We start from the raw sequence: 26,137 nt of genomic DNA, 5'->3' as shown, positions 1-26,137 counted from the left end.
CTCCGGGAAATTATTTTATATGTCAGCATCGTCTATTAAAGAACAGGTTTACCAGGAACTATCAAGGGTTACACATGCTATTTCAAACCCCAAACGGATGGAATTAATTGATGTCCTTTCTCAAAAGGATTATTCTGTAGAAGAACTTTCAAAAGAGATATCAATGTCTGTTGCAAGTACTTCACAGCATTTGCAGATACTAAAGTCTGTTAAGCTGGTAAATACACAGCGTCAGGGTAATTTTATCATTTACAGCATTACTGATGATAGTGTATTGCGGCTTGTGTCAGCAGTGAAGGAACTTGGCTTTCGCAAGATTGCCGAACTGGAAAGACTTATCAGTGATTTTAAAGCTGATAAAAACATCCTCGAATCCATTACCATTAATGATTTGCTTGCAAGGAGTAAAAAGGAAAAAGTGATACTGATTGATGTGAGACCGGAAGATGAGTACAAGGCCGGCCATATACCCAATGCAGTATCTATTCCTCTGGCACAGCTTAAAAAAAGGCTGAATGAATTGCCCAAAGACCAAACAATCATTGCCTATTGCCGTGGTCCATTATGTGTGATGGCTGTTGATGCTATTAAACTTCTGAACCAAAAGAAATTCAAGGCAATCCGTATGGAAGATGGTTATGTGGAATGGAAATTAAGACAGCAGGAAAAGTTTTAAAACTCATTGTATGAAAACAATATTGGTATTAGGAGGAGGATGGGGCGGTTTAACGGCTGCTCATACCTTACGGGGCCTGGTACCAGGTGACTATCGGATTGCAGTAATTGAAAAAAGGCAATCCTTTATTTTCTATCCTTCTTTTTTGCCCGTCATCATCGGGGAAAAGGTCAATTTAGATTATGTTGAGAGCCCGCTAAAAAAACTTTTACGAAAAGACATTGAGATTATAAATGAAGATGTTATCCGCATCAATCCGGAAACAAAGACAGTTTATACAAATGCTCAAACCATACCATGCGATTTTTTAATTATCGCTACGGGAGCAGAATTACATCCTGATACTATTCCAGGTTTTAATGAGTTTTGCCTCAATCTTTATGATACCAAAGGAGCTTTTGACATACATCAAAAACTAAAAAACTTCAATAAAGGAAAGATTGCATTTTTGGTTACGCGTACTCCATTCCGTTGCCCTCCTGCCCCTTATGAAGCAGCCTTATTAACCGAGTGGTTTATGAGAGAAAAGGGAGTGCGGCAGGATGTTGAGATTTCAATTTATTCACCCGAAAAACAGCCGATGCCTGTTGCCGGTCAACAAATAGGCGAAGCGTTTAATCAACTATTAAAAGCGCACCACATTAATTATTATCCTGAACATAGCGTTACGAAAATAGAAGGCAGTTCAAATAAAATTCTGTTTTCTCCGAAGGAGTCCTCAGGAACAAATAACACAGAAACCAGTTATGACCTGTTAATAGGTGTTCCGCCACATGGTGCGCCAAGATCAATTGTTGATTCGGGTTTAACAGATTCCACAGGCTACATTCCCGTTCATCCCCAAACCATGCAAATATTGGAGAATACGGATGAACTCACCACGCGTTATCCCGGAGTATTTGCAATAGGTGATATCACTGCTATCCGTTTACTCAATGGCGCATTACTCCCAAAAGGCGGAGTGTTTGCGGAGGAACAGGCACATGTTGTGGCAAGAAATATTGTGTCTGAAATTAAGGGGGAAAAAATATCAGCTGTCTTTAACGGCAAAGGGATCTGTTATGTAGATGTTGGGGATGGCCTGGCTGCGGAAGGATCAGGTGATTTTTATGCTTATCCTGCACCTTATGTAAAGCTTGAAGCACCCTCAAAAGAGGGGAGAAAAGCAAAGCATGAATTTGAGCGTCTTTTTGAAATATGGTTTACAAAATAGTACGGATCATAAACACTTGTAACAGGATCATTTCTAAACAGAAATATGAACCGGATATTACCATCACTAATTTGAACATTAACCTTTAAAACTAAAAAATTATGAATTACCATTTCAGCAAAACAATATCGCTGAAACAATTTTGAAGGACACATTGAAACAAAATGAAATCATAAAAGCAATCAGCAGCAACCAGCAAATGAGAATGATGGAAAAGATGATGCAAACCAAAGATTCCACCATGTACGACATGATGTATCAGATGATGGACAACAGCCATATGTCCCAAATGATGCACGGGCAAAAAAATATGACCACGCAAGATGAAATGATGATGTGTCCGATGCACGGCAATAAAAAGAAATGAAGAAAGAATATTTCAGAAACAATTTAAAACAATAGTATCATGATGCACGATTACAACTGCTGGTGGGGAATGGGATGGGGAATGTGGTTTATCCCCCTTCTAATCATTCTCGCAATTTATTTTTTAATCAAAAATAATTCGCAAAATAAAAACATACAAAGCCCCGAATCGCCAATGGATATTCTGAAAAGGCGATATGCAAAAGGAGAAATTACCAAAGAGCAATTTGAGAAAATGAAAAAAGATCTGTCAAATGATTAGAAAATAAAGATTCAATCTTAAAAAATAAGACAATGAAGACCAAAGCAATTATTCTCACGGTTATTTTGATAGTCATTATTACTATCAATCAGTTTATCGGGATGGAAAATTTTTACCATCCCGAATTTAGTGAAAAACAAAACAGCAGCGGTGCAGCCTATGCCTATCCGCCGGCAGTAGGCATTTTGAGCAATTCCAAAAATTGCCTCTCTTGCCACGCTAACAACGGACAGTGGCAAGACGATGCAAACACCATCATTGACATTCTTGATAAGGACACAAAAGCATCCCTGAAACAACCGGACGGGACATTTTTGATTGAAGCCAAAAAGGGCGAGCAAAAAACTGTACTTACAGTTATAGGAAGCAGAAAAAGTAATTCAATTTCTGCATCTTACCGAAACGCATGGTTATACATTGACCCAACAACCATCGGAACAAATTCGCTTTCAAAATTTGCTCCCGGTTGGGATGTAAATCTCCCGATGTCGTGCCGTTTGGTGGGTGATCAGCTTGCTGGTTATGAAAATGCCGACATCACAAGTTTGCCCATGACCATTCAGCCATTGAGCAATGCTAAAAATGCTGAACTGCAATTACAGGTAATGCTGACCAAAGGCGAGAGTATTAAGGGCAAGGCACAGGAAGGAATGAGTGGAAATTATTTTGAACGAAAAGTGAAATTGGTGGTAAAATGACAGCAGCAGTTTCAGCATAAAAATTGAATAATCCATTATGAAAGTCAGAGAAAGCGGAATGCCGGATGAAAAAATGTGGAATGATTTTTTTGACATTGATTCAATTCTATCTGAAATGCAAATCAACGGTCAGGTTAATGATATTGTTGAAATTGGTTGTGGTTATGGCACTTTTACAATCCCTGCCGCAAAACAAATCAACGGTAGATTATTTGCTTATGACATTGAAAAGGAGATGATTGATATTTTAGAACAAAAAATTAAAAATGAACGAATTGATAACATAATACCCGAACATAGGGATGTCTTAACTAAAAAGACAGGCTTAGCAAATAATTCAATGGATTATGTGATGCTGTTTAATATTTTACACCACGAAACCCCAAATGAATTTTTTAATGAAGCATATCGAATACTAAAATCACAAGGAAAAATTGGAATCATTCATTGGCGGAGCGATATTTCAACACCCCGTGGGCCAGGTTTAAGCATAAGACCAAAACCTGAACAGATTCTGAATTGGATTGACAGGCAAATGTTTTCAGTCTATAAAGAACCTTTCAATATTGAACCATATCATTTTGGATTAATTCTTTCTAAACTTTCAGCTTAATGTTATGAAAAAGGATATTTCTTAATTGTGGTATATACCATTTAAAATCAGTAAGGCGCAATTAGAAAGGCAGGGATAGAGCCCTCATACCACAGCGTTATTTAAAGAATTTAAAAAAAAATAAAAAACACGTGAAAACTTTAATCATTATCAATGATGCTCCTTACGGAACTGAAAAAGCATTTAATGCTTTAAGCATTGCAAATCAACTTAACAAAGAAAACCCGGATGTAGAAGTCAGGATCTTTTTGATCGCGGATGCAGCTAATTGTGCTATCGCCAGTCAAATCACCCCTAATGGTTATTACAACATTGAAAGAATGTTGAAACTCTCACTGAATAAAGGCGCCAAAGTAAAAATATGCGGAAGCTGTGCCGAAGCAAGAGGATTGATAAACTTACCCTTGATTGAGGGTGCGGAAATCAGCAATCTTGCTGAACTTACAAACTGGGTGCTTGACAGCGATAAGGTATTGACTTTTTAAGAACATCAGAATGAAAGAAAACCTAAATTATAAATCATGGTAGGTACTCAGCAAATAGATACAAATACACTCAGAACCTGGCTGGAAACCGGAAAGGAAGTCTCTGTCCTTGACATAAGGCCTATTCAGGAAAGAACTGAATGGTTCATACCAGGCAGCATATATTTTAATGCATACGATAAGTTGAAAACAAACAATCCTGATGCTTTGCATGGCTTGTATCTTGATAAAACAGTCCCGGTAGTAACTATTTGTGCAGGAGGTAAAACAGCAGAGATTGCTGCTACATTACTTCAAAAGCAGGGTTTTGAAGCCTATTCTCTCCAGGGGGGTATGAAAGGGTGGAGCCTGTCCTGGAACATAGCAAAGATTTCATTCCCTGATTTTGAAATTATACAATTCAGAAGAACAGGTAAGGGCTGCCTTTCTTATATGGTATCATCAAACCATGAAGCAATAGTAGTAGATGCTTCTTTACCAATTGAAGCCTATCAGGACATCCTTAAAAATGGGAACCTAAAGTTGAAATATGTAATCGAAACCCATATTCATGCAGACCATCTTTCAAGGTCTAAACAATTAGCGGAGAGCAACAATGCCACATTAAACCTTCCTGTACCCAATAAAGTAAACTTTAATTTTGTGCCGGTGGACGATAATACAATTTTTAAGATTGGAAATATCAGCATTAAAGCCATTCAAACTCCCGGGCATACTTTAGAAAGTACAAGCTATTTGATTAGTGAAAAAATATTGCTCACAGGTGATACCCTATTCATTGATGGAGTAGGCAGACCTGATTTGAAGGCAAATCATGATGAAGCAATTCAAAAGTCAAAAATGCTCTATCAATCTTTACAAAGATTATTAGAACTGGATGAAAACATAATCATACTGCCAGCCCATACGAGCCAACCGGTAGATTTTGACAATGCGCCTATTCAAACAACGATAGGAAGTGTTAAAAAGTCTGTGCCTATGCTTCAATTGAGTGAAGCAGATTTTATTGATACTATTCAGCAACGTATTCCGCCAACACCGGCTAACTACCTGTCTATTGTAGAAAAGAACATAACAGGTGATTTCAGCGATATAAACCCCATTGATTTAGAAGCCGGGGCAAACAGGTGCGCAGTCTCTTAAAATTGAAGATAAACGAATGGATTTATTAAAGTATAAATATTATCAGAGGGAAAGTGTATTCAAACCCGAAAACCTCCTGCGTGAAGCAAAGCGGCAAAAAGAAAAAAAAGATTGCAATGTCCCTTCGGTCTGTCTTCTTGATCCGGACGGCGATTTATCTGAATATTTACTAAAAACTAACCAGGCATCTTTAAACGAATGCTGGGCATGCTATCATTCCAAATTGTACAGCTTTAAAGTTGATGGCATTGAAGTTGGCATCATTCCCTGTATAGTAGGCTCATCTTATGCAGTGCTGGTGGCAGAGCAATTATTTGTATCAGGCTGTACTAGTCTTATCAGTATTACATCATCCGGCATTATTAGTCAACCACAATCAAGCAAAAGATTCGCTTTAATTACCAAAGCTAAAAGGGATGAAGGTACAAGTTATCATTACCTGCCTCCTGATGCAATTTCAAAACTATCTCAGGTACTATATGAGAAACTGGCAGTTGGTTCTTCAGCTGCTGATTGCCCCTATTTTGAAGCAAAAAGCTGGACAACAGATGCGCCATACAGAGAAACTCAGGCTGCCATAACAGCGATGGAAAAAGAGGGGGTTTGTTGTGTGGAAATGGAATCAGCGGCTTTGTATGCTTTTGCAGAGGCTAAACAGAAGAATGTCGTCTGTTTAGCACATCTTACTAATACCATGGCTCAAACGGAAGGTGATTTTGAAAAAGGAGAACATTTCGGAAGCATCGATTCGTTAAATCTATTGTCATACTTATTGAAACGTATCTTATAATTATAAAATGGGAGTACAATTAGGATTAAAAGAAAACTGGAAACAGTTTACCCTGCTGGTCATCATCAATGGTTTTGTTGGTGGGATGGTAGGTTTGGAACGTTCCATTCTTCCTCAGATTGCGGAACAGGAATTCGCTTTAGCAGCTAAAACAGCTATTCTCTCATTCATTATTGTGTTTGGCATAGTTAAAGCAATCACCAATTATTATACAGGTGCATTAGCCAATAAATACGGCAGAAAAACACTTTTGGTGGCAGGTTGGATAATTGGTATTCCGATTCCGTTCATTTTGATGTTTGCCCCTGACTGGAACTGGATAATTGCAGCTAATGTGCTTTTAGGGATCAATCAGGGTTTAACCTGGTCGAGTACAGTAGTAATGAAAATTGACCTTGTTGGTGAAAAACAACGAGGTTTTGCAATGGGATTAAATGAATTTGCAGGATACATTGCTGTTGCACTTGTTGCCTTCCTGACAGGCTGGATAGCCAGTGAGTATGGAATAAGACCTTACCCTTTTTATGTAGGAATTGGCCTGGTATTTTTTGGATTATTTGGAAGTATCTTTTTTATAAAGGATACTAAACATCATGTTGCAATAGAGACTGCTACAAGTACCATTCCGAAGTTGAAAAATATCTTTTGGGACACTACCTGGAAGAATAAAAACTTAGGTTCTGTAACTCAGGCTGGTTTAATAAATAACCTGAATGATGGTATGGCATGGGGGATCTTCCCAATCTTACTTGCTATTAAAGGTTTTTCCATTGCAGAAATCGGAATTATTGCAGCGATATACCCTGCAGTTTGGGGTATTGGTCAATTATTTACAGGGAAAATGGCTGATAAATTTTGCAAAAAGGATATCCTCTATGTTGGAATGTTTTTGCAGGCCATTGCCCTGATTGTTTTGGTATGGGCTGATAGTATGGTTGATTTTGTAATATTGTCTTCCATTTTAGGCTGGGGTACGGCAATGGTGTATCCAACATTTCTGGCAACGGTTGCAGAAAATACCCATCCGCAGGACAGGGCAAAGAGTATTGGTATTTTCAGGCTATGGCGTGACCTGGGATATGCAATTGGAGCAATTCTGACAGGAATAATAGCTGATTTTTTCAGTATCAATGCAGCCATACTATTTATTGGTTTTCTGACTTTAGTATCTGCATTAATCATTCATTTACGGATGAAATGCAGTACGGGTGGTGCTGTTAAATTATGGGATTGGGTAACGAATAGACCCGGCAATATGCAGAGACAGCCCATGACAAAGTGTATTGCAATATGAACCTGAGTTTGGGTTAATAAGAATGTCACTAATATCAAAACTGGTTTTTGGGTGTTTAAACACGTAGTGCGAGGTATCTTTTTAGCCAAAAGGCCTGACGGTAGTGGCCGTTGCACAACATCAATGAAACCACTGAAGCCCAGGACAGCAATATAAACTTCTGTACTAATAATCTTCCCTGTCTCACACGTTCTACGATGTGAAGCTTCTCTCCAGTAAAGTCTATGTACACTATATCTGCTGGCTGATGATTGAAATGGCCACTTACATGCTTTAGTTCCTGCCACTCTCGATAATAATGACAGAATTGGCTATAGGCATATCCATCCAAATAACGGGTTTAATACGCAATCAATGCTCTTGCAGCCTCATCAATTAGGTTGTCATACCCAATTTAGAGTGTAAACTTTTCTTAAATAAAAAAACTGATATACTAATTGATTGTTTATATCTTTGACAAAATTTATAGAAGTGAAATTCTGGAGTCGGATCGTATGTACAATAGTAATGCTGGTGAGCCTCGTGCCATGTGCAGATGCTATTTCGTACAAATCAACTTCCACTATTAAAGAAGTATTTATAGAAGCTTCTTCCGCACAAAGTCACAATGAACGTGGTTTGGATGTCTGTTCCCCATTTTGTGTTTGTGCCTGCTGCAACGCTCCAACAATTATGAAGCATGCAATATTTTCCATAAATATTCCATTACAAATAAGCTTAGAGTACCCTAACAAGACATTAGGAAAAGCAACTTCCACATCTATCTCAATTTGGCAACCGCCTAGATTAGGTTAATTAAAATTATCGAATTATTGCGCCCGGATCAGCCCTTTGGATGATCTGAAATGCATTCTTTGTTTTTTTATTTACATCTAATTTAAATTCAATGCTGAAAAAAATTATTCAGTTTTCCATACACAACAAGCTAGTTATTGGCCTGTTTACACTGGCGCTGATCGCCTGGGGGATATATTCCCTCAGACAGTTACCTATAGATGCTGTACCGGATATTACAAACAATCAGGTGCAGGTTATAACCTTGAGTCCATCACTGGCAACTCAGGAAGTGGAGCGTTTAATCTCCTATCCTGTTGAGCAAACCATGTCTACCATACCTGAAATTCAACAGGTTCGGTCGCTTTCCCGTTTTGGTCTTTCCGTAGTAACTATCGTATTCCATGACGATGTGGACATTTACTGGGCCCGGCAGCAGGTTAACGAAAAGCTGGCCGAAGCAAAAAACAATATACCAGGAGATCTGGGTAATCCTGAAATCTCGCCCATATCCACAGGATTAGGTGAAATATACCAGTATGTAATTCATGCAAAACCGGGTTTTGAGAAGAAATTTGGTGCCCGTGAATTGAGAAGCATCCAGGACTGGATCGTTCGTAAACAACTTTTAGGCACCCCCGGCATTGCAGAAGTGAATAGCTTTGGCGGCTTATTAAAACAATACGAAATTGCGTTAGATCCGGATAAATTACGAAGTTTCAACTTAAGTATCAGTGATGTTTTTAATTCCCTGGCACAGAATAACCAGAATACTGGAGGGGCTTATATTGATAAAAAGCCGAACGCATATTTTATACGTAGTGAAGGCTTAGTTGGCGGTCTTGATGACATAAACAAAATCGTCGTTAAGAATAATACAAATGGCATACCTGTATTAATTCGTGATATTGCTACCGTCCAGATCGGAAACTCCATTCGGTATGGTGCGCTTACCCGCGCTACTCGTGAAGGGCAGGGAGAAGCTGTAGGTGGTATTGTAATGATGCTAAAAGGAGCTAACGCTAACAATGTTGTTAAGGATGTTAAAGCAAAAATAGAGCGCATCACTCAAACCTTGCCGGAAGGGGTCACTATCGAGCCGTTTCTTGACCGAAGTGCTTTAGTGGACAGAGCAATGGGAACAGTTGCTACAAATCTGATTGAGGGCGCTTTGATCGTTATTTTTGTATTGGTTTTGTTCCTCGGAAATTTAAGGGCTGGTCTGGTCGTAGCCTCGGTCATACCACTTGCCATGCTTTTCGCTATTTCTCTGATGAATTTGTTTGGTGTATCGGGAAACTTAATGAGCCTTGGAGCGATAGATTTTGGTCTGATTGTCGATGGGGCTGTGATTATTGTAGAAGCAACTATGCACACCCTTGCCGGTAATAAACTAGGCAGGGCTTTTACTCAGCCCGAAATGGATGAACAGGTGGAGAAATCTTCTGTCCGGATGATGAGTGCAGCCGCCTTTGGTCAAATCATCATTTTAATCGTTTACCTGCCGATCCTGGCTCTGGTCGGTATTGAAGGAAAAATGTTCGGGCCGATGGCTCAAACAGTATCGTTTGCTATTCTGGGTGCATTTATCCTCTCCCTGACTTACGTCCCAATGGTATCATCCTTGTTTCTTAGTAAAAACCTCTCTCAAAAAAAGAATTTCTCTGATCGAATGATGGATTTCTTTCAAAGAAAATATAGCCCGATGATACATGCGGCTTTACGCAGGCGTAAGCTCGTGGTTATCTCATCAGTAGCATTGCTGGCAGTCAGCATTTTTGTTTTTACCCGTATGGGAGGCGAATTTATCCCCACGCTGGAAGAAGGTGATTTTGCAGTTGAAACGAGATTACTCACGGGCAGTTCTCTTAGTCAATCTATTGATAAGATAAATCAGGCATCTAAAATCTTAGTGGAACGGTTTCCAGAGGTGAAAGAGGTAATTGGGAAAATAGGCGCTGCTGAAATTCCAACTGATCCAATGCCGATGGAGGCCACGGATCTGACGGTAATCTTGAAAGATAAGAAAGACTGGACAACAACCCATGACCGTGAAGAATTGGCAGAATTAATGGGTGAAGCCTTGGAAGATGTGCCGGGTGTTAGTTTTGGATTTTCGCAACCCATCCAATTACGTTCTAACGAGCTTATATCAGGTGTAAGGCAGGATATAGGTATTAAAATCTTCGGGGACGATCTTAATCAATTAACTGATCTCTCGCAAAAAATAGGAAAAATTGTTTCGACAGTTGATGGGGCACGAGACTTATATCTGGAACAGGCTACGGGCTTGCCACAAATCGTAGTAAGGATCAACCGTGACCGAATTGCCCAGTATGGATTAAGTGTAGAAACTGTTAATCAGGCATTGAATACAGCTTTTGCGGGCCAGTCGGCGGGGTTAGTTTATGAAGGCGAGCAAAGATATGACATGGTAGTGCGTTTGTCAGTTCAAAACCGCCGGGACATTGAAGATGTAAAAAATGTCTATGTAACTGCCTCTAACGGTAACCAGATTCCACTTGACCAGCTTGCCGATGTAGAGTTCGTGGTTGGCCCTAATCAGATCCAGCGGGAAGATACTCAACGCCGCATTATCGTAGGATTAAACGTTCGCGGACGTGATATTGCCAGCGTAGTTGAAGAGATCCAGCTAAAGGTCAACCAACAGATCAAACTCCCGACTGGATATTTTATCACCTATGGCGGACAGTTTGAAAATCTGAAGGAGGCAACAAAAAGGCTCTCTATTGCGGTTCCCGTAGCATTATTATTAATATTATTACTATTGTATTTTTCTTTTGGCTCCGTTAAGCAGTCTGTGCTTATCTTTTCAGCTATTCCAATGGCAGCCATCGGGGGTATTTTTGCCCTTCTGCTAAGGGGAATGCCATTCAGTATTTCGGCGGGTGTCGGTTTTATTGCCCTTTTCGGTGTAGCGGTGCTAAACGGAATTGTGCTTATTACTGAATTTAACCGGCTCAAAAAACTCAATCAGTACGGATTAAATGAAATTGTCCTTAAAGGAACCGCTATCCGTTTGAGACCGGTGCTTATGACAGCAACCGTTGCCTCCTTAGGATTTTTACCGATGGCTCTATCCTCTGCGGCTGGGGCGGAAGTTCAAAAGCCCCTGGCTACCGTCGTCATTGGGGGTTTGATAACATCCACTATTTTAACCTTAATTGTTTTACCCGTGTTATACACCTATTTCGAAAGCTTTAAAAGAAAAGTGAATAAAGCTATTCCTACTGCTACCGTAGCCATCTTCATCCTCGGCATCACTTTAATCGCTCCGGCAGCTAAAGCCCAGGTGCCTGTATCAGGCTCTCCAATAACCTTACAACAAGCGATACAAACAGCTCTTAAAAATAACAGGGCTATCACGTCATCTGGCTTGCAGATTAATCAGCAACAGGCATTAAGAGGAAGCTCAAGAGATTTGGGGAAAACAAATTTCGACGTTCAATATGGACAGATCAATGGGATAAAAAGGGATAATAACTTCAGCGCTTCTCAAAGTATTCCAAATCCAGGGCTTTTTAAAAGCCAGCGTAGTCTCTACGATGCACAGATCCGGGGTGCAGAGATCGGCTTGTCGATAACTCAAAACGAGTTAAGCTATCAGGTCAAAAGTAACTACACCCAGCTTGCGTATTTTATTGCTCTTCAACAGTTGTATCTCAGCCAGGACACCGTTTACAGCAACTTCCTGAAAGCTGCGGCACTTCGATACGAGACCGGGGAAACCAATCTGCTTGAAAAAACTTCAGCTGAGACACAGTATAATGAAGTGCGTAATCAAATGAGCAAAAATCAATCTGATATTTTAGTTTATACGTCCGAACTCCAAAGGCTTCTTAACTCGCAGGAGAATATTGAGATCACAAAAGAACAGTTTGTCCCGGAAAATTGGAATGCTATAGTCCTTGACAGTATGATCGCAAGAAATCCTTTGCTTGCTTCATACAGGCAGCAGATTGAAATTGCAGATAAATCGATCGGTCTTGAAAAAGCACGTTTAGGCCCGGATTTTTCGGTAGGATATTTTAATCAGTCCATCATTGGCAGTCAGAGTGTTAACGGGCAGAATGTTTATTTCAACGGCGGTAAGCGTTTTCAGGGTATACAAGCGGGTATTTCTATCCCAATTTTTGCTAAACCTTTTTCAGCACGTATTAAGGCTGCACAAATCGGAAAGCAGGTTGCTGAAAGTGAATTTAGCCTTTTTCAAACTAATCTTCAGGGCCAGTACAACAAAGCCTATCAGGAATTGTTAAAAAACTCACGCAGTATTGAATATTATAAATCAAGCGCACTGCCAAATGCAAACCTTATTCTTAAGCAATCTCAGATAGCCTTTCAGAACGGAGAGATTGGTTATGTGGAATATTTACAGGGATTACGAACCTATTCAGAAATAAGGTTTAGTTATCTCCAGGCTATCAATCAATATAATCAATCAGTTTATACACTTCAATACCTTATGGGTTTATAATTTAATAGAAGATGAAAAGTAAAATTCAAATAATTAAACAGATATGTTTCCTAACCATATTAATGGCTTTTTTGGCCTCTTGTGGGAGTAAAGAGACCTCAGTTGAACAAACTCAGGCGGACAGCACTCATAGTGTAAGTGAAACCTCTGTAGAAATTACTGAAGCACAATATAAAACGGTAGGCATCACATTGGGCTCAGCAGAAATGAGATCTTTAAGCGGTGTATTAAAAGTTAATGGATTTATTGATGTACCGCCTCAAAATCTGGTGAGCGTTACTACACAAATGGGAGGGATTGTTAAATCGACCCCTCTTTTGCAGGGAAGTAGAGTAAGTAAAGGGCAGGTAATTGCGGTTCTGCAAAACCAGGAATTTGTACAGCTTCAGCAGGACTATCTGGAAAGCAGGAGTCAGTTGGAACTCACCAATTCTGAGTATAAAAGGCAGCAAACCCTGGCTCAACAGAACGTCAACTCTCAAAAGACCCTGCAGCAGTCAAAGGCTCAGTATCAAAGCACTCTGGCCAGAGAGAATGCGTTGAAACAGCGGCTCCAGTTGATCAATATTAATCCGGCGAGCCTAACAGCAGGAAATATCCGAAGCCAGGTGAATATTTATGCCCCCATCAGCGGCTATGTAACCGAAGTGAATGTCAATATTGGGAAATTTGTTAATCCAAATGATGTCATGTTTGAGATCGTAAACAGCTCAAACCTGCATGTGGAGTTAAATGTATTTGAGAAAGATGCAGTAAAAGTAAAAGCAGGTCAGCAGGTTCGCTTTACCATGACGAATGATACGACCGAATTACGGGCGGTAGTTCAGTTGGTGGGCGGCGAAATTAATCCGGACAAAACTGTAACAGTCCATGCAATTGCTAAAGGAAGCAAAGGTTTTATTCCCGGAACTTATCTCAAGGCATTTATAGAAACCGGAAGCAGCGAGGTTTTGACCTTACCGCAACCTGCGGTTGTTGATTTCGAGGGAAAAAAGTACATTTTTGTAGCCTCTCAAACTGCAACCGAAGTACCAACCCAGCACACTGAAAAGGAAAACGAGACAAAATCTGAGAAAGAAAAGGCAGGAGAAACCTTTCACTTTGAAATGGTGGAAATAACTACTGGTATAAGTGATGGCGGATATATCGAGGTGCAGATCCCCGGGAAGTCTGATCTAACCGGAAAAGTAGTTATGAGAGGAGCTTATGATCTGCTTTCAAAAATGAAAAATAGTGAAGAGGAATAAGGACATTATCAATCTTTAACATGGAAAAAAATAATCGCAAAGGCCAGGTTCAAAAAACTGGAACAGCGCCCCGGAAAACTGAAGCTGTTAATGATCCGAAAGAAAAACGGTTAAAAAACCCCATTCCTAAAGAAACTCCCGGGAGGGAAGAAACAAACAGATCGGAATCCAAAAAGGCTAAACACGACCACGCAGAAGATGCGGGACATGAGGACGGAGGTGTTTTTGGTAAAAATACTGAACTTATTTTCGCTCTTCTTTGCGGCGCAGCTTTAGGTTCGGGCTTTGGTATGTCTTATCTCAATACCATCCCTTCCTGGATCAGTCTGTCGCTCTATATTATAGCTTACTTCCTGGGAGGGTACTTTACGGCTAAGGAAGCCGTTCAAACGATCCTTAAAGGCGGATTTGAAATTGACTTCCTGATGCTTGTAGCTGCCATAGGAGCTGCCATACTGGGTGCCTGGGCCGAAGGTGCTTTATTGCTGTTCCTGTTTAGTCTGGGTCATGCTTTGGAACATTATGCCATGGGCAAAGCACGCAAATCGATTGCTGCTTTAACAAGTCTTGCCCCTCCCACCGCGCTGGTAATCAGGGATGGGAAAGAGGAAGAAATCCGTATTGAAAAATTAGTTTTAGGTGATATTATTATCATCAAGCCTAATAGCAAAATACCGGCTGATGGTGTGGTGATTAAAGGTGAAGGAAGCGTAAATCAAGCTCCTATTACCGGAGAAAGTGTGCCTGTCGACAAGTCGCCTGTTCCCGATCCTGCGAAAGACTATACCAGCGAGAAAAGCATCAAGCCACAGTACAGAGTTTTCGCGGGTACAATTAATGGCTCATCTGTATTAGAGGTTAAGGTAATTAAGGAGGCTAAAGATTCAACCATTTCGAGGTTAGTGAAAATGGTCAATGAAGCGGAAAAGCAAAAATCGCCAACCCAATTGTTTACCGATAAATTTGAAAAATACTTTGTACCGGTTGTGCTGATCTTAGTAGCGTTGCTATGTTTTGCTTTTCTGGTTATCGATGAGCCTTTTAGTAAAAGCTTTTACAGGGCAATGTCGGTGCTGGTTGCAGCCAGTCCTTGTGCTCTGGCTATATCAACACCAAGTGCGGTTTTAAGCGGAGTAGCACGCGCTGCCCGTGGAGGGGTACTGATCAAAGGAGGGCGGCCTTTGGAGGATCTGGGATCTTTAAATGCAATTGCATTTGACAAAACTGGTACTCTAACAGAAGGTAAACCTCAGCTTACCAATGCTATTCCTCTAAATGGCATTTCTGAAGAAGAGCTACTTGCCCTTGCAGTGGCCGTTGAAAAGTTAAGTGATCACCCGCTGGCCGAGGCTATAGTTAAGGGTGCAATGGAAAAATTAAAGAAGCAAAAAATTCCGGAAGCTCATAACGTAAAGGGGATTATCGGCAGGGGTGTTCAGGCTGAAGTTGACGGAAAAAAGGTTTACATCGGTAATAAGGCTTTATTTAATAAAGGCGGTATTCCTCTGGAAATTTTAAAACAGGTTGAAGACCTTGAAAAGGGAGGGCATACCTCTATGCTGGTGAAACGTGACAAGGACTTTATCGGCATATTGTCTTTGATGGATGTTCCCCGTAAAGAAGCAAAACAGATGCTTTCTGAGTTGACAGCTCTCGGTATTAAAAAGATGATCATGCTTACTGGTGACAATCAGCAGGTGGCCGAAGCTGTGGCCAAACAGATCGGGGTAACAGATGCATGGGGTGACCTCATGCCTGAAGATAAGGTGAAGGCTGTACAAAAACTGGACAAATCTGAAGGAATGGTTGCTATGGTCGGTGATGGTGTAAACGATGCACCGGCAATGGCGAAAAGCAGTGTAGGAATTGCCATGGGCGCTGCCGGATCTGATGTCGCTTTAGAAACCGCAGATATTGCGTTAATGGGCGACAGGCTGGAAAGTCTTCCTTTTGCAATTGGATTAAGCAGAAAAGCAAAAATGATCATTAAGCAAAACTTGTGGATCAGTCTCGGCGTTGTGGCTGCTTTAATCCCCCTGACCATCCTGGGTATAGCTTCCATTGGGCCGGCAGTGATTGCTCATGAAGGCTCGACATTAATCGTTGTATTTAATGCGCTGCGGCTATTGGCTTATAAAAATGATGCATGATAAATTAATCGGAACAAAAGAATGCTACAACTATTGGAATTTACCTCAGATAATATTATTGCGACAAAGGCAGATAATCAGTTGAAGGCAGGTGATTATGAAAAGCTCCATCCAATTGTTCATAATATCTTAACTAACGGTAAAAAAGTGCGATGGTATCTGGAGGTCGCAAGATTTGATCAGTGGTCTGATGACAAATTCTTACAATGTATTAGTCATGCAGAAGATTTTGAAAAAATTTGCTGCGTGGGTGCAAACGAAGATGATAAACGAATTGTTTCACTGTTAAAACCGTTTAAAAATGCGCAGATACGCTTCTATCCTATAAAGAATAAGGGAGAGGCAAAGATATGGTTAAAGGAATAAGGTCATAATGTAAAACAGATTTAATTAAAAACACAAATATGAAATGTCCAAATTGTAATGAAACTTTAGTAATGGCTGAAAGGCAGGGTATAGAAATTGATTATTGCCCTGCCTGTCGAGGTGTATGGCTCGACAAAGGCGAGCTGGATAAAATTATTGAACGTTCTGCTGAACTTAATACTTCTGATAATCCTCGGAGCGAAAATGTGCAACAACCTTATAGCCAGTCACGTGGGCATGGGTCGCATCATAATAATCCATACAAACATGGGCGAAAGGGCTTTTTAGGTAACTTATTTGATTTCTAATTTTAAAGCTTTAAGAATCAGTCTGATTTGGAGCTCGAAATAAACATTATTTATAGTTTTTTAAAAGGAGTAAAAGTGCTTTAAAAGAAATGTGATCCGGAAGACCTTCTCTTTAAAAGAATGAAAATGAAACCGGCATAAGTCTTCTGACTCAAAAAAACATGGATACGGGCTTCATAGCCTTTAAAAAACTATTATATGTAATGAAATATTTCACTGTTTTAGCTTCTGGAATCAAAAAATGTTCAGGGTACATCAACCGGTTGAATGCCAATCATAAATTATCCGTCTCAGCCGGAATAGCCGCAATTATTTTCATGTTGACTTATGGAAGATTTTCTTCCTCCGTTCATTTTATGGTTACCTGGCTAGCGTATGCTTTAAGTAGTTTAATTCTCGCCTGGATCACTATTTTAACGTCACATCCTGCTGAAGTGAAGCATGAAGCTCATGCACAGGACTCCAGCCGTACATTAGTATTTTTGTTTGCCGTTGCAGCCGCATTTGCCAGTCTTTTTGCCATTCTGATACTTTTACAAAGTAGTGATGAAAGTTCCAGGAAAGATCTTCTTTATCAGATCATTATTCCCTTTGCGTGTGTGATGAGCTCCTGGTGGTTGGTTCACACCATTTTTACATTAAGATATGCCCATTTTTACTATTGCGATATGGATAACGATAAAAAAGGAAAAAATCAATTAAAAAAATATGGGGGAATTAAAGAATCAACATTAGTGTTCGAGGCTATTCAACAGGCTCAGGAATGGTTTTTAAATATGGAAGGATAAAAATTTGTGTGGCTTGAGTTTAATTGCACTAACTAAAATTGTTGTAAAACCACAATGCAAGGAATCATTAAACGAACCAAACGTTTAATGATTAAAACTGATAATACAGAGCAGAAATAAAAGAAGGAAACCGGTGACAATCAAGGCCCCAGTTGCTGCTCAAAAGGACACCAAAAGGAAAAAGATAAGCCTTGCCTATAAACCTAAACCTTTACTCATGGTTATATACTGGTTATTGGCTTTAATACTCGCTTTTAGTACTTTCCTAACTTTGAGACATTATTTTATTAAACATTGGTAGTTTCTGCTCAACATAACAAGATTTAAACTCTAAAATAAAAACCTTCCATAAAGAAGATTATTCGCATTACTTACTTCACAAGACATACCATACTAGGGCTTCGCTAAGCGGCAAATTTGGCACTAAATTTATGAAGTACAGCATGGATTTGAGCCTTGCATGGGCGGACATTTAACAGTTCCATAACTACAGTAGACACAGCAATCACCTTTCAAGGGTTTTGATCTGACTTTACATTTTTCACACTCATAAAAATATGCACAAGCATCCGTAGGCATAATTTCGTCTTTTTTATGGCCGCAATTTGGGCAGGTAATTGTTGACCTTAGCTCAATGAGTTGATCCTGATTATTGCTGGTGATATTACAGCAGGAATGAAGTTTGTTACGCCGATAATTCCAGATGGTAGCTAGTAGAAGGCTGATCAAACCTGCATAAAGAAGGTGAACCCAATAATCGCTGGTGTCAAAATGATATCCATAAATAATTAAAAACCCGCTAATAACAGCGGCAATTAACGGATACAGACACCGGTGCCTGCGATATGATATATAAAGTCCAATGATGGAAATCAAAACCATAGCCTGGAAGATCCACATCGTCCATTCCCCAAAAAGTTCAAAGCTGCCTAATCCCAAAACTGTAGCGGCAACTGCAATAATTGGAAAACAGCAAGGCGATAGTAATACCGTAAGAAGCACTCCTGATGTTCCAATTTTATCTAAATTATTTATTAATCTCATGTTGGTCCAAATATACCCTTATTGGCTGTCTAACTAATAGCATTTAGAAATTCGAGAATAGAATGCCTGCCATAGCTCCAATTACACTTGCTACCAGAGCCACCACCAATCCTCATCTCTGTAGCCTGGCCAATGAATTGACAGATACAATCTTTTTAATTTCACCCTTGCCTCCTTGTTAGTAAATTGCCCGTTGATCTTGCTGTTTTTATTATTCAGATTCTTCTGCCAAGTCTCAACTTCCTGTTTAACTTCTTTCAAGGTTGATATATGTGCTTTTGTAAGTTTAATTGTATAGAGTATCATTTGTAAATGGGTTTTACAAGAATAACATTATACTTCATAGTATTGTTAACTTAACACAAGTTACTTTCTTCTGTTCTTCTTTGTCATTTGTAACAGCTATCTCTCTTGTTTTCAATCTTAAATTGCGTAACCAATTGAGAATGAAATTGTGTTTATATTTATCGGCTGAAACTAACCGATTAATTTCATGAATAAAATTTACAAAACCTCAGTTTTGCTGTGGTGTATTTTTCTCTTTTTTGGAGAATTAAATGCACAGGATTACAGCAATAACTCCCGGGTTTCAGAGCGGATAAATTCCCTCGCTAAAACCTATCCATCACTGGTAAAAGTTAAATCTCTTGTCAAAACCATAGGCGGAAAAGATATCTGGATGCTTAGCATTGGCAGCGGAAACATTGGGCAAAAACCGGCGCTTGCAATTGTTGGAGGCGTTGAAGGTTCACACCTTCTGGGCACTGAGCTGGCTTTGGGATTTGCGGAAAAAATACTCAAGGACTCTGCCCAGGATAGTATTAAGAATATTCTTGAGAAAAATACATTTTATGTTTTTCCGAACATGAGTCCGGATGCTACGGAACAATACTTCAGTCAAATCCGCTATGCAAGAAGTGGAAACGCAAAAGCTACAGATGAGGACCGCGATGGAAAGCTGAATGAAGATGGGTTTGATGACCTGGATAAAGATGGCAAAATAAGCTGGATCAGAGTTGAAGATCCAACAGGAAAATACCGTATCAACCCTGAAGAACCCCGGTCGATGATTCTTGCCGATCCAACGAAAGGCGAAGTAGGTAAATACCTGCTTTTTTCTGAAGGAACCGACAATGATAAGGATGGAAATTATAATGAAGACGCTGAAGGTGGGGTACATTTTAATAAGAATATGAGTTATGACTATCCGAATTTCATTCCGGGGTCGGGAGAACACATGGTCTCTGAAATTGAGAACAGGACTTTACTCGACAACCTGTTTGAGATGTTTAATATTTATTCAGTAATCACATTCGGACCCTATAATAACCTTTCAGTACCGGTATCTTTTAATGCACAGGCTATTTCAAAGCGCATCATTACCGGCTATTTTGAAGCAGATGCAAAGGCAAATACTCTGGTTTCCGAACTTTATATTAAAACAGTTGGCTTAAAGGATGCTCCCAAAAGTGCTTCAGAGGGGGGTGATTTTGCTCAATGGGCTTATTTCCATTACGGCCGTAATAGTTTCAGTACGCCGGGATGGTGGGTACCGAAGGCAAAAGCCGATACAGCGAAAAAAGTGAAGGATCTGAAAATTGAAGATCCGACGGCAAATTACCTCCGTTGGGCCGATAGCCAGGGACTAAAAGACAATTTTACAGAGTGGACAAAGATTGAACACCCTGATTTCCCCGGACAAACCGTAGAAATTGGGGGAATTGATCCTTTTGTATTAAAAAATCCTCCCTTTAAGCTGGTTGAAGATTTGGTAAAAAAGCATAGCGACTTTATTCTGGCACTTAGCAAGTATACTCCTTCCATTGATATCACAAATATAAAAAAAGAGAAATTAGGTAATGACCTGACCAGAGTCACAGTCACTCTTTTTAATAAAGGAATTTTACCCACCCACACCAAGGTTGGCGAACGAAGCTATTGGGTAAAGAAGCTATCTGTTAAAGTAATTCCGCAAGCGAATCAAACAATTATCAGTGGACGCAAAAACCAATTAATCGATGCGATTCAAGGTCAGGGAAACCAAAGCATATCCTGGCTGATAAAAGGTTCAGGTAAACTGACAATTAATACAGGTAGTCCGACGAGTGGAACAAAGACTGTAGAAATCCCTTTATAATTCCAGGATTTGTTTTGAAAAATTAAATAGAAAAAGATGAAAGCATTCATAAAGAAAATATTTTTTACCCTTCCGGTTCTTGTTCTGGCAATTACCTTGCAGGCACAACAACCTGAGCAGATTCTAAAAGCTTCGGGAAGTCCGGCTAACCCGAAAGTTCCGGTAAGCTGGAACCGTTATAATGACTATGCTGCAATTACCGAGATCTGTAAAAAGCTTGCAAAAGCTTATCCTGATCTTGTAAAGCTTGAATCTATGGGAAAATCACACCTTGGAAAAGAAATGTGGGTGATGACGATCTCTGATTTTAAGAAGGGCGACCCAGGAAGAAAACCTGCGATGTATATTGATGGGAACATCCATTCAAATGAAATTCAGGGTAGCGAATTCGCGCTGTACACAGCATGGTATCTTGCTGAGTCTTTTGCAGATACAAAACATATTCAGGACTTATTAGAGGATAAAACCTTTTACATCGCTCCAACGATCAACCCTGATGCCAGGGATAATTTTATCCATAAGGCAAATAATGCAAATTCCCCACGTTCAGGGATGATTCCAGTAGACAATGACCGCGACGGAGAAATAAATGAAGATGGTTATGATGACCTTGATGGTGACGGGCATATTGTTTTCATGCGCCGGAAAAATCCGAATGGCCGTTTAAAGCCTGATCCGGAAGATCCGAGACGAATGATCAGTGTAGGCGTCGATCAGCAGGGAGAATATGAATTGCTGGGCTATGAAGGAATTGATAACGACGGGGATGGTGATGTGAATGAAGACGGAGAAGGTTTTTATGACCCTAACCGCGACTGGGCATGGAACTGGCAGCCAAATCACATACAAAACGGTGCCTATAAATACCCATTCTCATTGCCTGAAAACCGTTCGATTTCCGAATTTGTGATGAAACATCCAAACATTGCTGCAGGACAGTCTTACCATAATAATGGCGGTATGATTCTCCGTGGGCCGGGTGCACTTGAGGATTTAAACACCTACAATGCACAGGATGTTCAGGTTTATGATGCCCTTGGCAAAAAAGGTGAGGAACTGATTCCAGGATATAAATACCTGGTTGTATACAAAGATCTGTACTCCGTTTTTGGAGGGGAGCTGGATTGGTTTTACGGCGGAAGGGGTATTTATACTTTCTCAAATGAGCTATGGACGCAGTTTCTGTTATATAATAAACCTGCTGACAGAAGTGCCCAATCTGAACAATATTCTTTCGACCGGAATCTGCTTTTTAATGATGCCTTTGTCAATTGGAAAGCATTCAAACATCCCCAATATGGTGATATAGAAATTGGTGGTTTTAAGAAATCTTTTGGCCGTCTGCATCCAGGATTTTTGCTTGAAAGCGATGCACACCGTAATATGGCTTTCACTTTATATCATGCCTATCATACCCCGAAACTTTCTGTCGAAGAGATTTCTGAAAAGGATTTGGGTGCCGGATTAAAGGAGGTGACTGCTGTTATTGCGAATAAGCGCCTGATGCCAACACATTCAAGTCAGGATCTGAAGTACAAGATTGAAGTTCCTGATCTGGTTAGTCTGAAGGGAGCAAAAGTGATAGCAGGAATGATCGTTACCAACCGTGATCTGAACATTGCAGAGGAGCAGAAAAATGATCCTGAAAACATCAAGGTGCCGAATATCCCGGGAAACGGAACGGTTACAGTTAGGTGGATAATCCAGAACGGAGAGAAATACCAGGTAAACGTTGACAGTAAAAAGGGTGGTGTGGCAATTAGAGCCCAATAATATGAAACTACTTTGCATTACAACATGTCTTCTCCTTTTTAATACCCTTCTCTTCGGGCAAGGAGAAAAGGAATTTTTTAAAGCAATTCGCTCCCTTGAAGGCAAAACCTTTTATGGTAAGGCTATTTACATGCCGGATACCACAAAGGCAAATGATTTTTGGGGTAAAGTGTTGAGTTTTAAAGTCAGCAGAAGCAACAGATCTGAGTTAAAGTTACCTTTTAATGTTGGCGAAAATCAAACACGCACATGGGTGCTCACAAAAACGAAAGGTGGAATCCGCCTGAAGCATGATCACCGGCATACAGATGGAAGCCCTGATAGCATCACTAACTATGGCAGGGATTCTGACCAAAAGATCAGCACCGCCCTTGCACAGTATTTACCTGCTGATGAATTTACCTCAAATTTAATTCCGGCAGCCAAAACGAACCGCTGGATCATGGAGTTTAGTCCCGATAAAAAAAATTTTATTACATACTTGAACGAAACAATGAGCTCCGGTTCAAAGCAGAATTTAATTTAAAGATTGAATAGCAAGAAATTCATTTGAAGAAAATATTATGAAAAGAATCATATTTTGCCTTTTTCTAGCTTCACCCTTAGCACTATTTGCTCAGGATTTAGGGAGCCTCAGCGTAGAAAAGATCATGCGCGATCCAAAATGGATGGGTGTTTCCCCCTCTAACATCAAATGGGATGAAAACAGCAAAAACATCTATTTTAACTGGAATCCTGAAAAGGAACAGGAAGATCCTATGTATCAGATTTCTTTAGATATACGTAAGCCCCAAAAAGTATCCGAAGAAATAACGGAAAATCTGGATAAAGGAACAATTATTTATACAAGAGACCGAACAAAAGTGCTTTTTGAGCGCAAAGGAGACCTTTTTATCAAAACGATTAGCACCGGGGAGGAACAGGCTCTTACAAATACCCTTGAACGGGAAGCTAACCCTGTATTTGACAAAAACGAAAGTAAAGTACTTTTCCAGCGCGGAGATAACCTCTTCAGCATCTCCATTAGCGGAGGGAAACTTGTACAACTTAGTAATTTTACCCGCTCTAAAAAGCGTCCTGAAAGTCAACTATCGAAACAGGATCAATGGCTCAGACAGGATCAGATCAATGAATTTGAGATCATAAAAAAGAGGGAAGCTGATCGAAAAGAGCAGGAGGCAAAGAATAAAGCAAATGAGCCAAAAGACCCGAAAGAATTCTACCTTGATGAACGCAGTTTTCTGAATGGTTTACGATTGAGTCCGGATGAAAAGTTTATCGCCTTCCGGATTGTGAAACGTGCCGAGGGCAATAAAAACACGATAGTTCCAAACTATATCAGCACAACAGGGTACACTGAAGATATCAGCGGACGTACGAAAGTGGGTAACGCATTACCTGGCTATGAAAGTTATCTTTATGATATCCAAAGGGATACGATTTATGCTATCTCTACCAAAGAGATTCCGGGAATCAAGGACCTGCCGGATTATGTAAAAGAATATCCCAAACAGCTGGAAGAAAGAACAAAGAAAAATGAAGATCGTAAAGTCTCGATCAATGGCCCTTTCTGGAATTCTGATGGCTCATTGGCAGTAGTGACTGTTTCGGCACTCGACAATAAAGACCGCTGGATCATGAAGCTGGATCCCCAAAGTGGCAAATTATCGCCCCTCGACAGGCAGCGGGATGAAGCCTGGATTGGTGGCCCAGGTATCGGTGGTTTCTTTGGTGGGAGCAATATCGGATGGATTGATAACAGAACAATCTATTTCCAGAGCGAGGCTACCGGATACTCCCATATCTATACCCTGAATGTAAATTCCGGAGACAAAAAATTACTTACTGCCGGAAAATATGAAGTACAAACACTTCAATTGTCAAACGATAAGAAAAGCTTTTATTTCACAGCAAACATGGAGCATCCCGGTATCACTCATTTTTACCGGATCCCTGTTACAGGACGAACATTTGTTAAACTCACATCCATGAGAGGAGGTAATGAAGTCAGTCTTTCTCCAGATGAAAAATGGCTTGCTATCCGCCATTCAACTTCAAACAAAATATGGGAATTATACCTGCAGGAGAACAAAGCAGGAGCAAAAGCAGAGAAGATTACCAGCTCCAGCAGCGCTGAATTCGATTCTTATAAATGGCGGGAACCTGAGGTACTGAGCTTCAAAAACCGTCATGGTTCAGATGTATATGCAAGAGTTTACAAACCAGAAAGTCCTGCTCCCTCTAAACCGGCCGTGGTATTTGTTCATGGTGCAGGTTATTTGCAGAATGTGCATTATTGGTGGAGTCAGTACTTCAGGGAATATATGTTCAATAACCTGCTTGCTGATTTGGGATATACCGTAATAGACATCGATTATACAGCAAGCTCAGGCTATGGGCGGGATCACCGTACCGGAATATACCGTCATATGGGCGGAAAAGACCTGAGCGACAATGTCGATGGGGTTAGATTGCTCATTGAAAAATATGGTGTTAATCCTAAAAATGTCGGTATTTATGGGGGCTCATATGGTGGATTCATGGCATTAATGGGTTTATTCAATGAACCGGACGTATTTAAATCGGGTGCTGCGCTGCGTTCTGTAACCGACTGGGCACATTACAATCATGGATATACTGCAAACATCCTGAATGAACCCGCCAATGATGAGATTGCTTACAAAAGAAGTTCTCCGATCTATTTTGCTGAGGGTTTAAAAGGTAATCTGCTGATGGCTCATGGAATGGTAGATGTGAATGTTCATTTTCAGGATATCATCCGATTATCACAAAGGCTCATTGAACTTAAAAAAGAGAACTGGGAACTCGCTGTTTATCCGGTTGAAGACCATGCGTTTTTGGAGCCTTCAAGCTGGACGGATGAGTACAAAAGAATCCTAAAATTATTTGAAAAAACACTCAAATAATTGGCACAGATATCTAAAAGCCTGTAAATGAATGATTTTCGCAATTTTTATTTATAAAAAATGTGGAAAACTTATTTTAGAAAAATAATGAAAAAGTGTAATTTTATAAAATAAAGGTTAATCAACCTCAAGGCTATTTGTCTTACGAAAGTAAAAACGCATTTCAGACATGCAGTGATTGTACTCTGAGAGGTGGGGAATAGCTTTAAGGATCTACAAGTTTTTAATTGTAATTTTTGGGGAAACGGTCAGATATTCAATATCTGACCGTTTTTTTCATTTATACCCTTTTCTTGCAATTGATTAATCCGGGAGCTTAATCAATTGCAAGGGGCTGCAGACTAATTCCCTTATTTAAGGATTGGGAGGTTCCAGCATACGCGGGATCCGGTTTTATCCTATCGTGTGTACACATCTTTAAACAGGTGTCAAAGTATCAAAATTTATTATTAAGTAGGGATTTAGGCGCTATGCTGTGCCCCTTTGGAGGGGCTACGGGGAGGTTCCACCCCCTTTAATTCCCCCGCCGGCGGGGGATACTGGATGCCTAAGCATAACGACACAGAAATGTGTCCACACGATAGG

General features: G+C 40.1%; 23 protein-coding genes and 1 pseudogene. 21 read left to right on the top strand and 3 right to left on the bottom strand.

The genetic code is table 11. The features are described from left to right. The first annotated feature begins 19 nt into the window (after positions 1 to 19). The 17 genes from Q8M41_RS01005 to Q8M41_RS00930 all read left to right on the top strand — a co-directional run bounded on the left by Q8M41_RS01005 (position 20) and on the right by Q8M41_RS00930 (position 17,671). Positions 20 to 676 carry a metalloregulator ArsR/SmtB family transcription factor gene (locus tag Q8M41_RS01005; protein ID WP_305363369.1) on the top strand — a complete coding sequence of 219 codons (657 nt, stop codon included), beginning with the start codon at positions 20 to 22 and terminating at the stop codon, positions 674 to 676. A gap of 10 nt (positions 677 to 686) precedes the next feature. Further along, the gene (locus tag Q8M41_RS01000; RefSeq protein ID WP_305363368.1) at positions 687 to 1,889 is read left to right on the top strand and encodes an NAD(P)/FAD-dependent oxidoreductase; all 1,203 of its coding nucleotides are present in this window, start codon (positions 687 to 689) and stop codon (positions 1,887 to 1,889) included. Between the two features lie 154 nt (positions 1,890 to 2,043). Continuing rightward, entirely contained in the window at positions 2,044 to 2,256 is a 213-nt protein-coding gene (locus tag Q8M41_RS00995; RefSeq protein ID WP_305363367.1) for a hypothetical protein, read from the top strand. A 39-nt stretch (positions 2,257 to 2,295) separates the two neighbouring features. After that, positions 2,296 to 2,517: an SHOCT domain-containing protein gene (locus tag Q8M41_RS00990; protein WP_305363366.1), complete on the top strand. Its 222-nt coding sequence runs from the start codon at positions 2,296 to 2,298 to the stop codon at positions 2,515 to 2,517. A 32-nt stretch (positions 2,518 to 2,549) separates the two neighbouring features. Then, the gene (locus tag Q8M41_RS00985) at positions 2,550 to 3,215 is read left to right on the top strand and encodes a hypothetical protein (protein WP_305363365.1); all 666 of its coding nucleotides are present in this window, start codon (positions 2,550 to 2,552) and stop codon (positions 3,213 to 3,215) included. Between the two features lie 37 nt (positions 3,216 to 3,252). Then, positions 3,253 to 3,828, top strand: coding sequence for a class I SAM-dependent methyltransferase (locus Q8M41_RS00980; RefSeq protein WP_305363364.1), 576 nt, complete (start codon positions 3,253 to 3,255; stop codon positions 3,826 to 3,828). Positions 3,829 to 3,959: 131 nt separating this feature from the next. Then, a complete protein-coding gene (locus Q8M41_RS00975) occupies positions 3,960 to 4,313 on the top strand; it encodes a DsrE/DsrF/TusD sulfur relay family protein (RefSeq protein ID WP_305363363.1) in 354 nt (117 codons plus the stop codon). A gap of 36 nt (positions 4,314 to 4,349) precedes the next feature. Then, positions 4,350 to 5,456: an MBL fold metallo-hydrolase gene (locus tag Q8M41_RS00970; RefSeq protein ID WP_305363362.1), complete on the top strand. Its 1,107-nt coding sequence runs from the start codon at positions 4,350 to 4,352 to the stop codon at positions 5,454 to 5,456. Between the two features lie 16 nt (positions 5,457 to 5,472). After that, positions 5,473 to 6,246: a nucleoside phosphorylase gene (locus tag Q8M41_RS00965; protein ID WP_305363361.1), complete on the top strand. Its 774-nt coding sequence runs from the start codon at positions 5,473 to 5,475 to the stop codon at positions 6,244 to 6,246. A gap of 7 nt (positions 6,247 to 6,253) precedes the next feature. Continuing rightward, positions 6,254 to 7,540, top strand: coding sequence for an MFS transporter (locus tag Q8M41_RS00960; protein WP_305363360.1), 1,287 nt, complete (start codon positions 6,254 to 6,256; stop codon positions 7,538 to 7,540). Positions 7,541 to 8,011: 471 nt separating this feature from the next. After that, positions 8,012 to 8,335 carry a DUF6660 family protein gene (locus tag Q8M41_RS18160; RefSeq protein ID WP_370870412.1) on the top strand — a complete coding sequence of 108 codons (324 nt, stop codon included), beginning with the start codon at positions 8,012 to 8,014 and terminating at the stop codon, positions 8,333 to 8,335. Between the two features lie 91 nt (positions 8,336 to 8,426). After that, the gene (locus Q8M41_RS00955) at positions 8,427 to 12,812 is read left to right on the top strand and encodes a CusA/CzcA family heavy metal efflux RND transporter (protein WP_305363359.1); all 4,386 of its coding nucleotides are present in this window, start codon (positions 8,427 to 8,429) and stop codon (positions 12,810 to 12,812) included. An 11-nt stretch (positions 12,813 to 12,823) separates the two neighbouring features. After that, a complete protein-coding gene (locus Q8M41_RS00950) occupies positions 12,824 to 14,059 on the top strand; it encodes an efflux RND transporter periplasmic adaptor subunit (RefSeq protein ID WP_305363358.1) in 1,236 nt (411 codons plus the stop codon). A 20-nt stretch (positions 14,060 to 14,079) separates the two neighbouring features. Continuing rightward, positions 14,080 to 16,209 (top strand): heavy metal translocating P-type ATPase, encoded by a 2,130-nt coding sequence (locus Q8M41_RS00945; RefSeq protein WP_305363357.1) that lies wholly within the window; start codon positions 14,080 to 14,082, stop codon positions 16,207 to 16,209. Between the two features lie 21 nt (positions 16,210 to 16,230). Continuing rightward, positions 16,231 to 16,575 carry an STAS/SEC14 domain-containing protein gene (locus Q8M41_RS00940; protein ID WP_305363356.1) on the top strand — a complete coding sequence of 115 codons (345 nt, stop codon included), beginning with the start codon at positions 16,231 to 16,233 and terminating at the stop codon, positions 16,573 to 16,575. Positions 16,576 to 16,613: 38 nt separating this feature from the next. Next, on the top strand, positions 16,614 to 16,883 hold the full coding sequence (locus Q8M41_RS00935; protein WP_305363355.1) for a zf-TFIIB domain-containing protein: 270 nt from the start codon (positions 16,614 to 16,616) through the stop codon (positions 16,881 to 16,883). Between the two features lie 161 nt (positions 16,884 to 17,044). Beyond that, positions 17,045 to 17,671 (top strand): DUF1345 domain-containing protein, encoded by a 627-nt coding sequence (locus Q8M41_RS00930; protein WP_305363354.1) that lies wholly within the window; start codon positions 17,045 to 17,047, stop codon positions 17,669 to 17,671. A 429-nt stretch (positions 17,672 to 18,100) separates the two neighbouring features. On the opposite strand, the gene Q8M41_RS18155 is transcribed toward Q8M41_RS00930, so the two are convergent. The 3 genes and pseudogenes from Q8M41_RS18155 to Q8M41_RS00920 form a co-directional block, all read right to left on the bottom strand. Further along, positions 18,101 to 18,307 carry a GDCCVxC domain-containing (seleno)protein gene (locus tag Q8M41_RS18155; protein WP_370870414.1) on the bottom strand — a complete coding sequence of 69 codons (207 nt, stop codon included), beginning with the start codon at positions 18,305 to 18,307 and terminating at the stop codon, positions 18,101 to 18,103. Positions 18,308 to 18,373: 66 nt separating this feature from the next. After that, positions 18,374 to 18,715: pseudogene (locus tag Q8M41_RS18150) on the bottom strand (MerC domain-containing protein); the annotation flags it as partial. Between the two features lie 90 nt (positions 18,716 to 18,805). Further along, positions 18,806 to 19,021: a hypothetical protein gene (locus Q8M41_RS00920; RefSeq protein ID WP_305363352.1), complete on the bottom strand. Its 216-nt coding sequence runs from the start codon at positions 19,019 to 19,021 to the stop codon at positions 18,806 to 18,808. Between the two features lie 187 nt (positions 19,022 to 19,208). On the opposite strand from Q8M41_RS00920, the gene Q8M41_RS00915 reads away from it, so the two are divergent. Genes Q8M41_RS00915 through Q8M41_RS00900 form a run of 4 tightly spaced genes read left to right on the top strand, consistent with a single transcriptional unit; the run spans position 19,209 to position 25,552 of the window. Beyond that, the gene (locus Q8M41_RS00915; protein ID WP_305363351.1) at positions 19,209 to 20,852 is read left to right on the top strand and encodes a M14 family metallopeptidase; all 1,644 of its coding nucleotides are present in this window, start codon (positions 19,209 to 19,211) and stop codon (positions 20,850 to 20,852) included. A 36-nt stretch (positions 20,853 to 20,888) separates the two neighbouring features. Further along, entirely contained in the window at positions 20,889 to 22,625 is a 1,737-nt protein-coding gene (locus Q8M41_RS00910) for a M14 family metallopeptidase (protein WP_305363350.1), read from the top strand. 1 nt (position 22,626) lies between these two features. Next, positions 22,627 to 23,151 carry a hypothetical protein gene (locus tag Q8M41_RS00905; RefSeq protein WP_305363349.1) on the top strand — a complete coding sequence of 175 codons (525 nt, stop codon included), beginning with the start codon at positions 22,627 to 22,629 and terminating at the stop codon, positions 23,149 to 23,151. Between the two features lie 37 nt (positions 23,152 to 23,188). Then, complete coding sequence (locus Q8M41_RS00900; protein ID WP_305363348.1) at positions 23,189 to 25,552, top strand: prolyl oligopeptidase family serine peptidase; 2,364 nt, start codon at positions 23,189 to 23,191, stop codon at positions 25,550 to 25,552. Positions 25,553 to 26,137: the final 585 nt, after the last annotated feature.

The organism is Daejeonella sp. (assembly GCF_030684675.1).
Lineage (GTDB): Bacteria > Bacteroidota > Bacteroidia > Sphingobacteriales > Sphingobacteriaceae > Daejeonella.
Note: the sequence above shows the minus strand (reverse complement) of the source record. Positions and strands in the feature narration are given on the sequence as shown.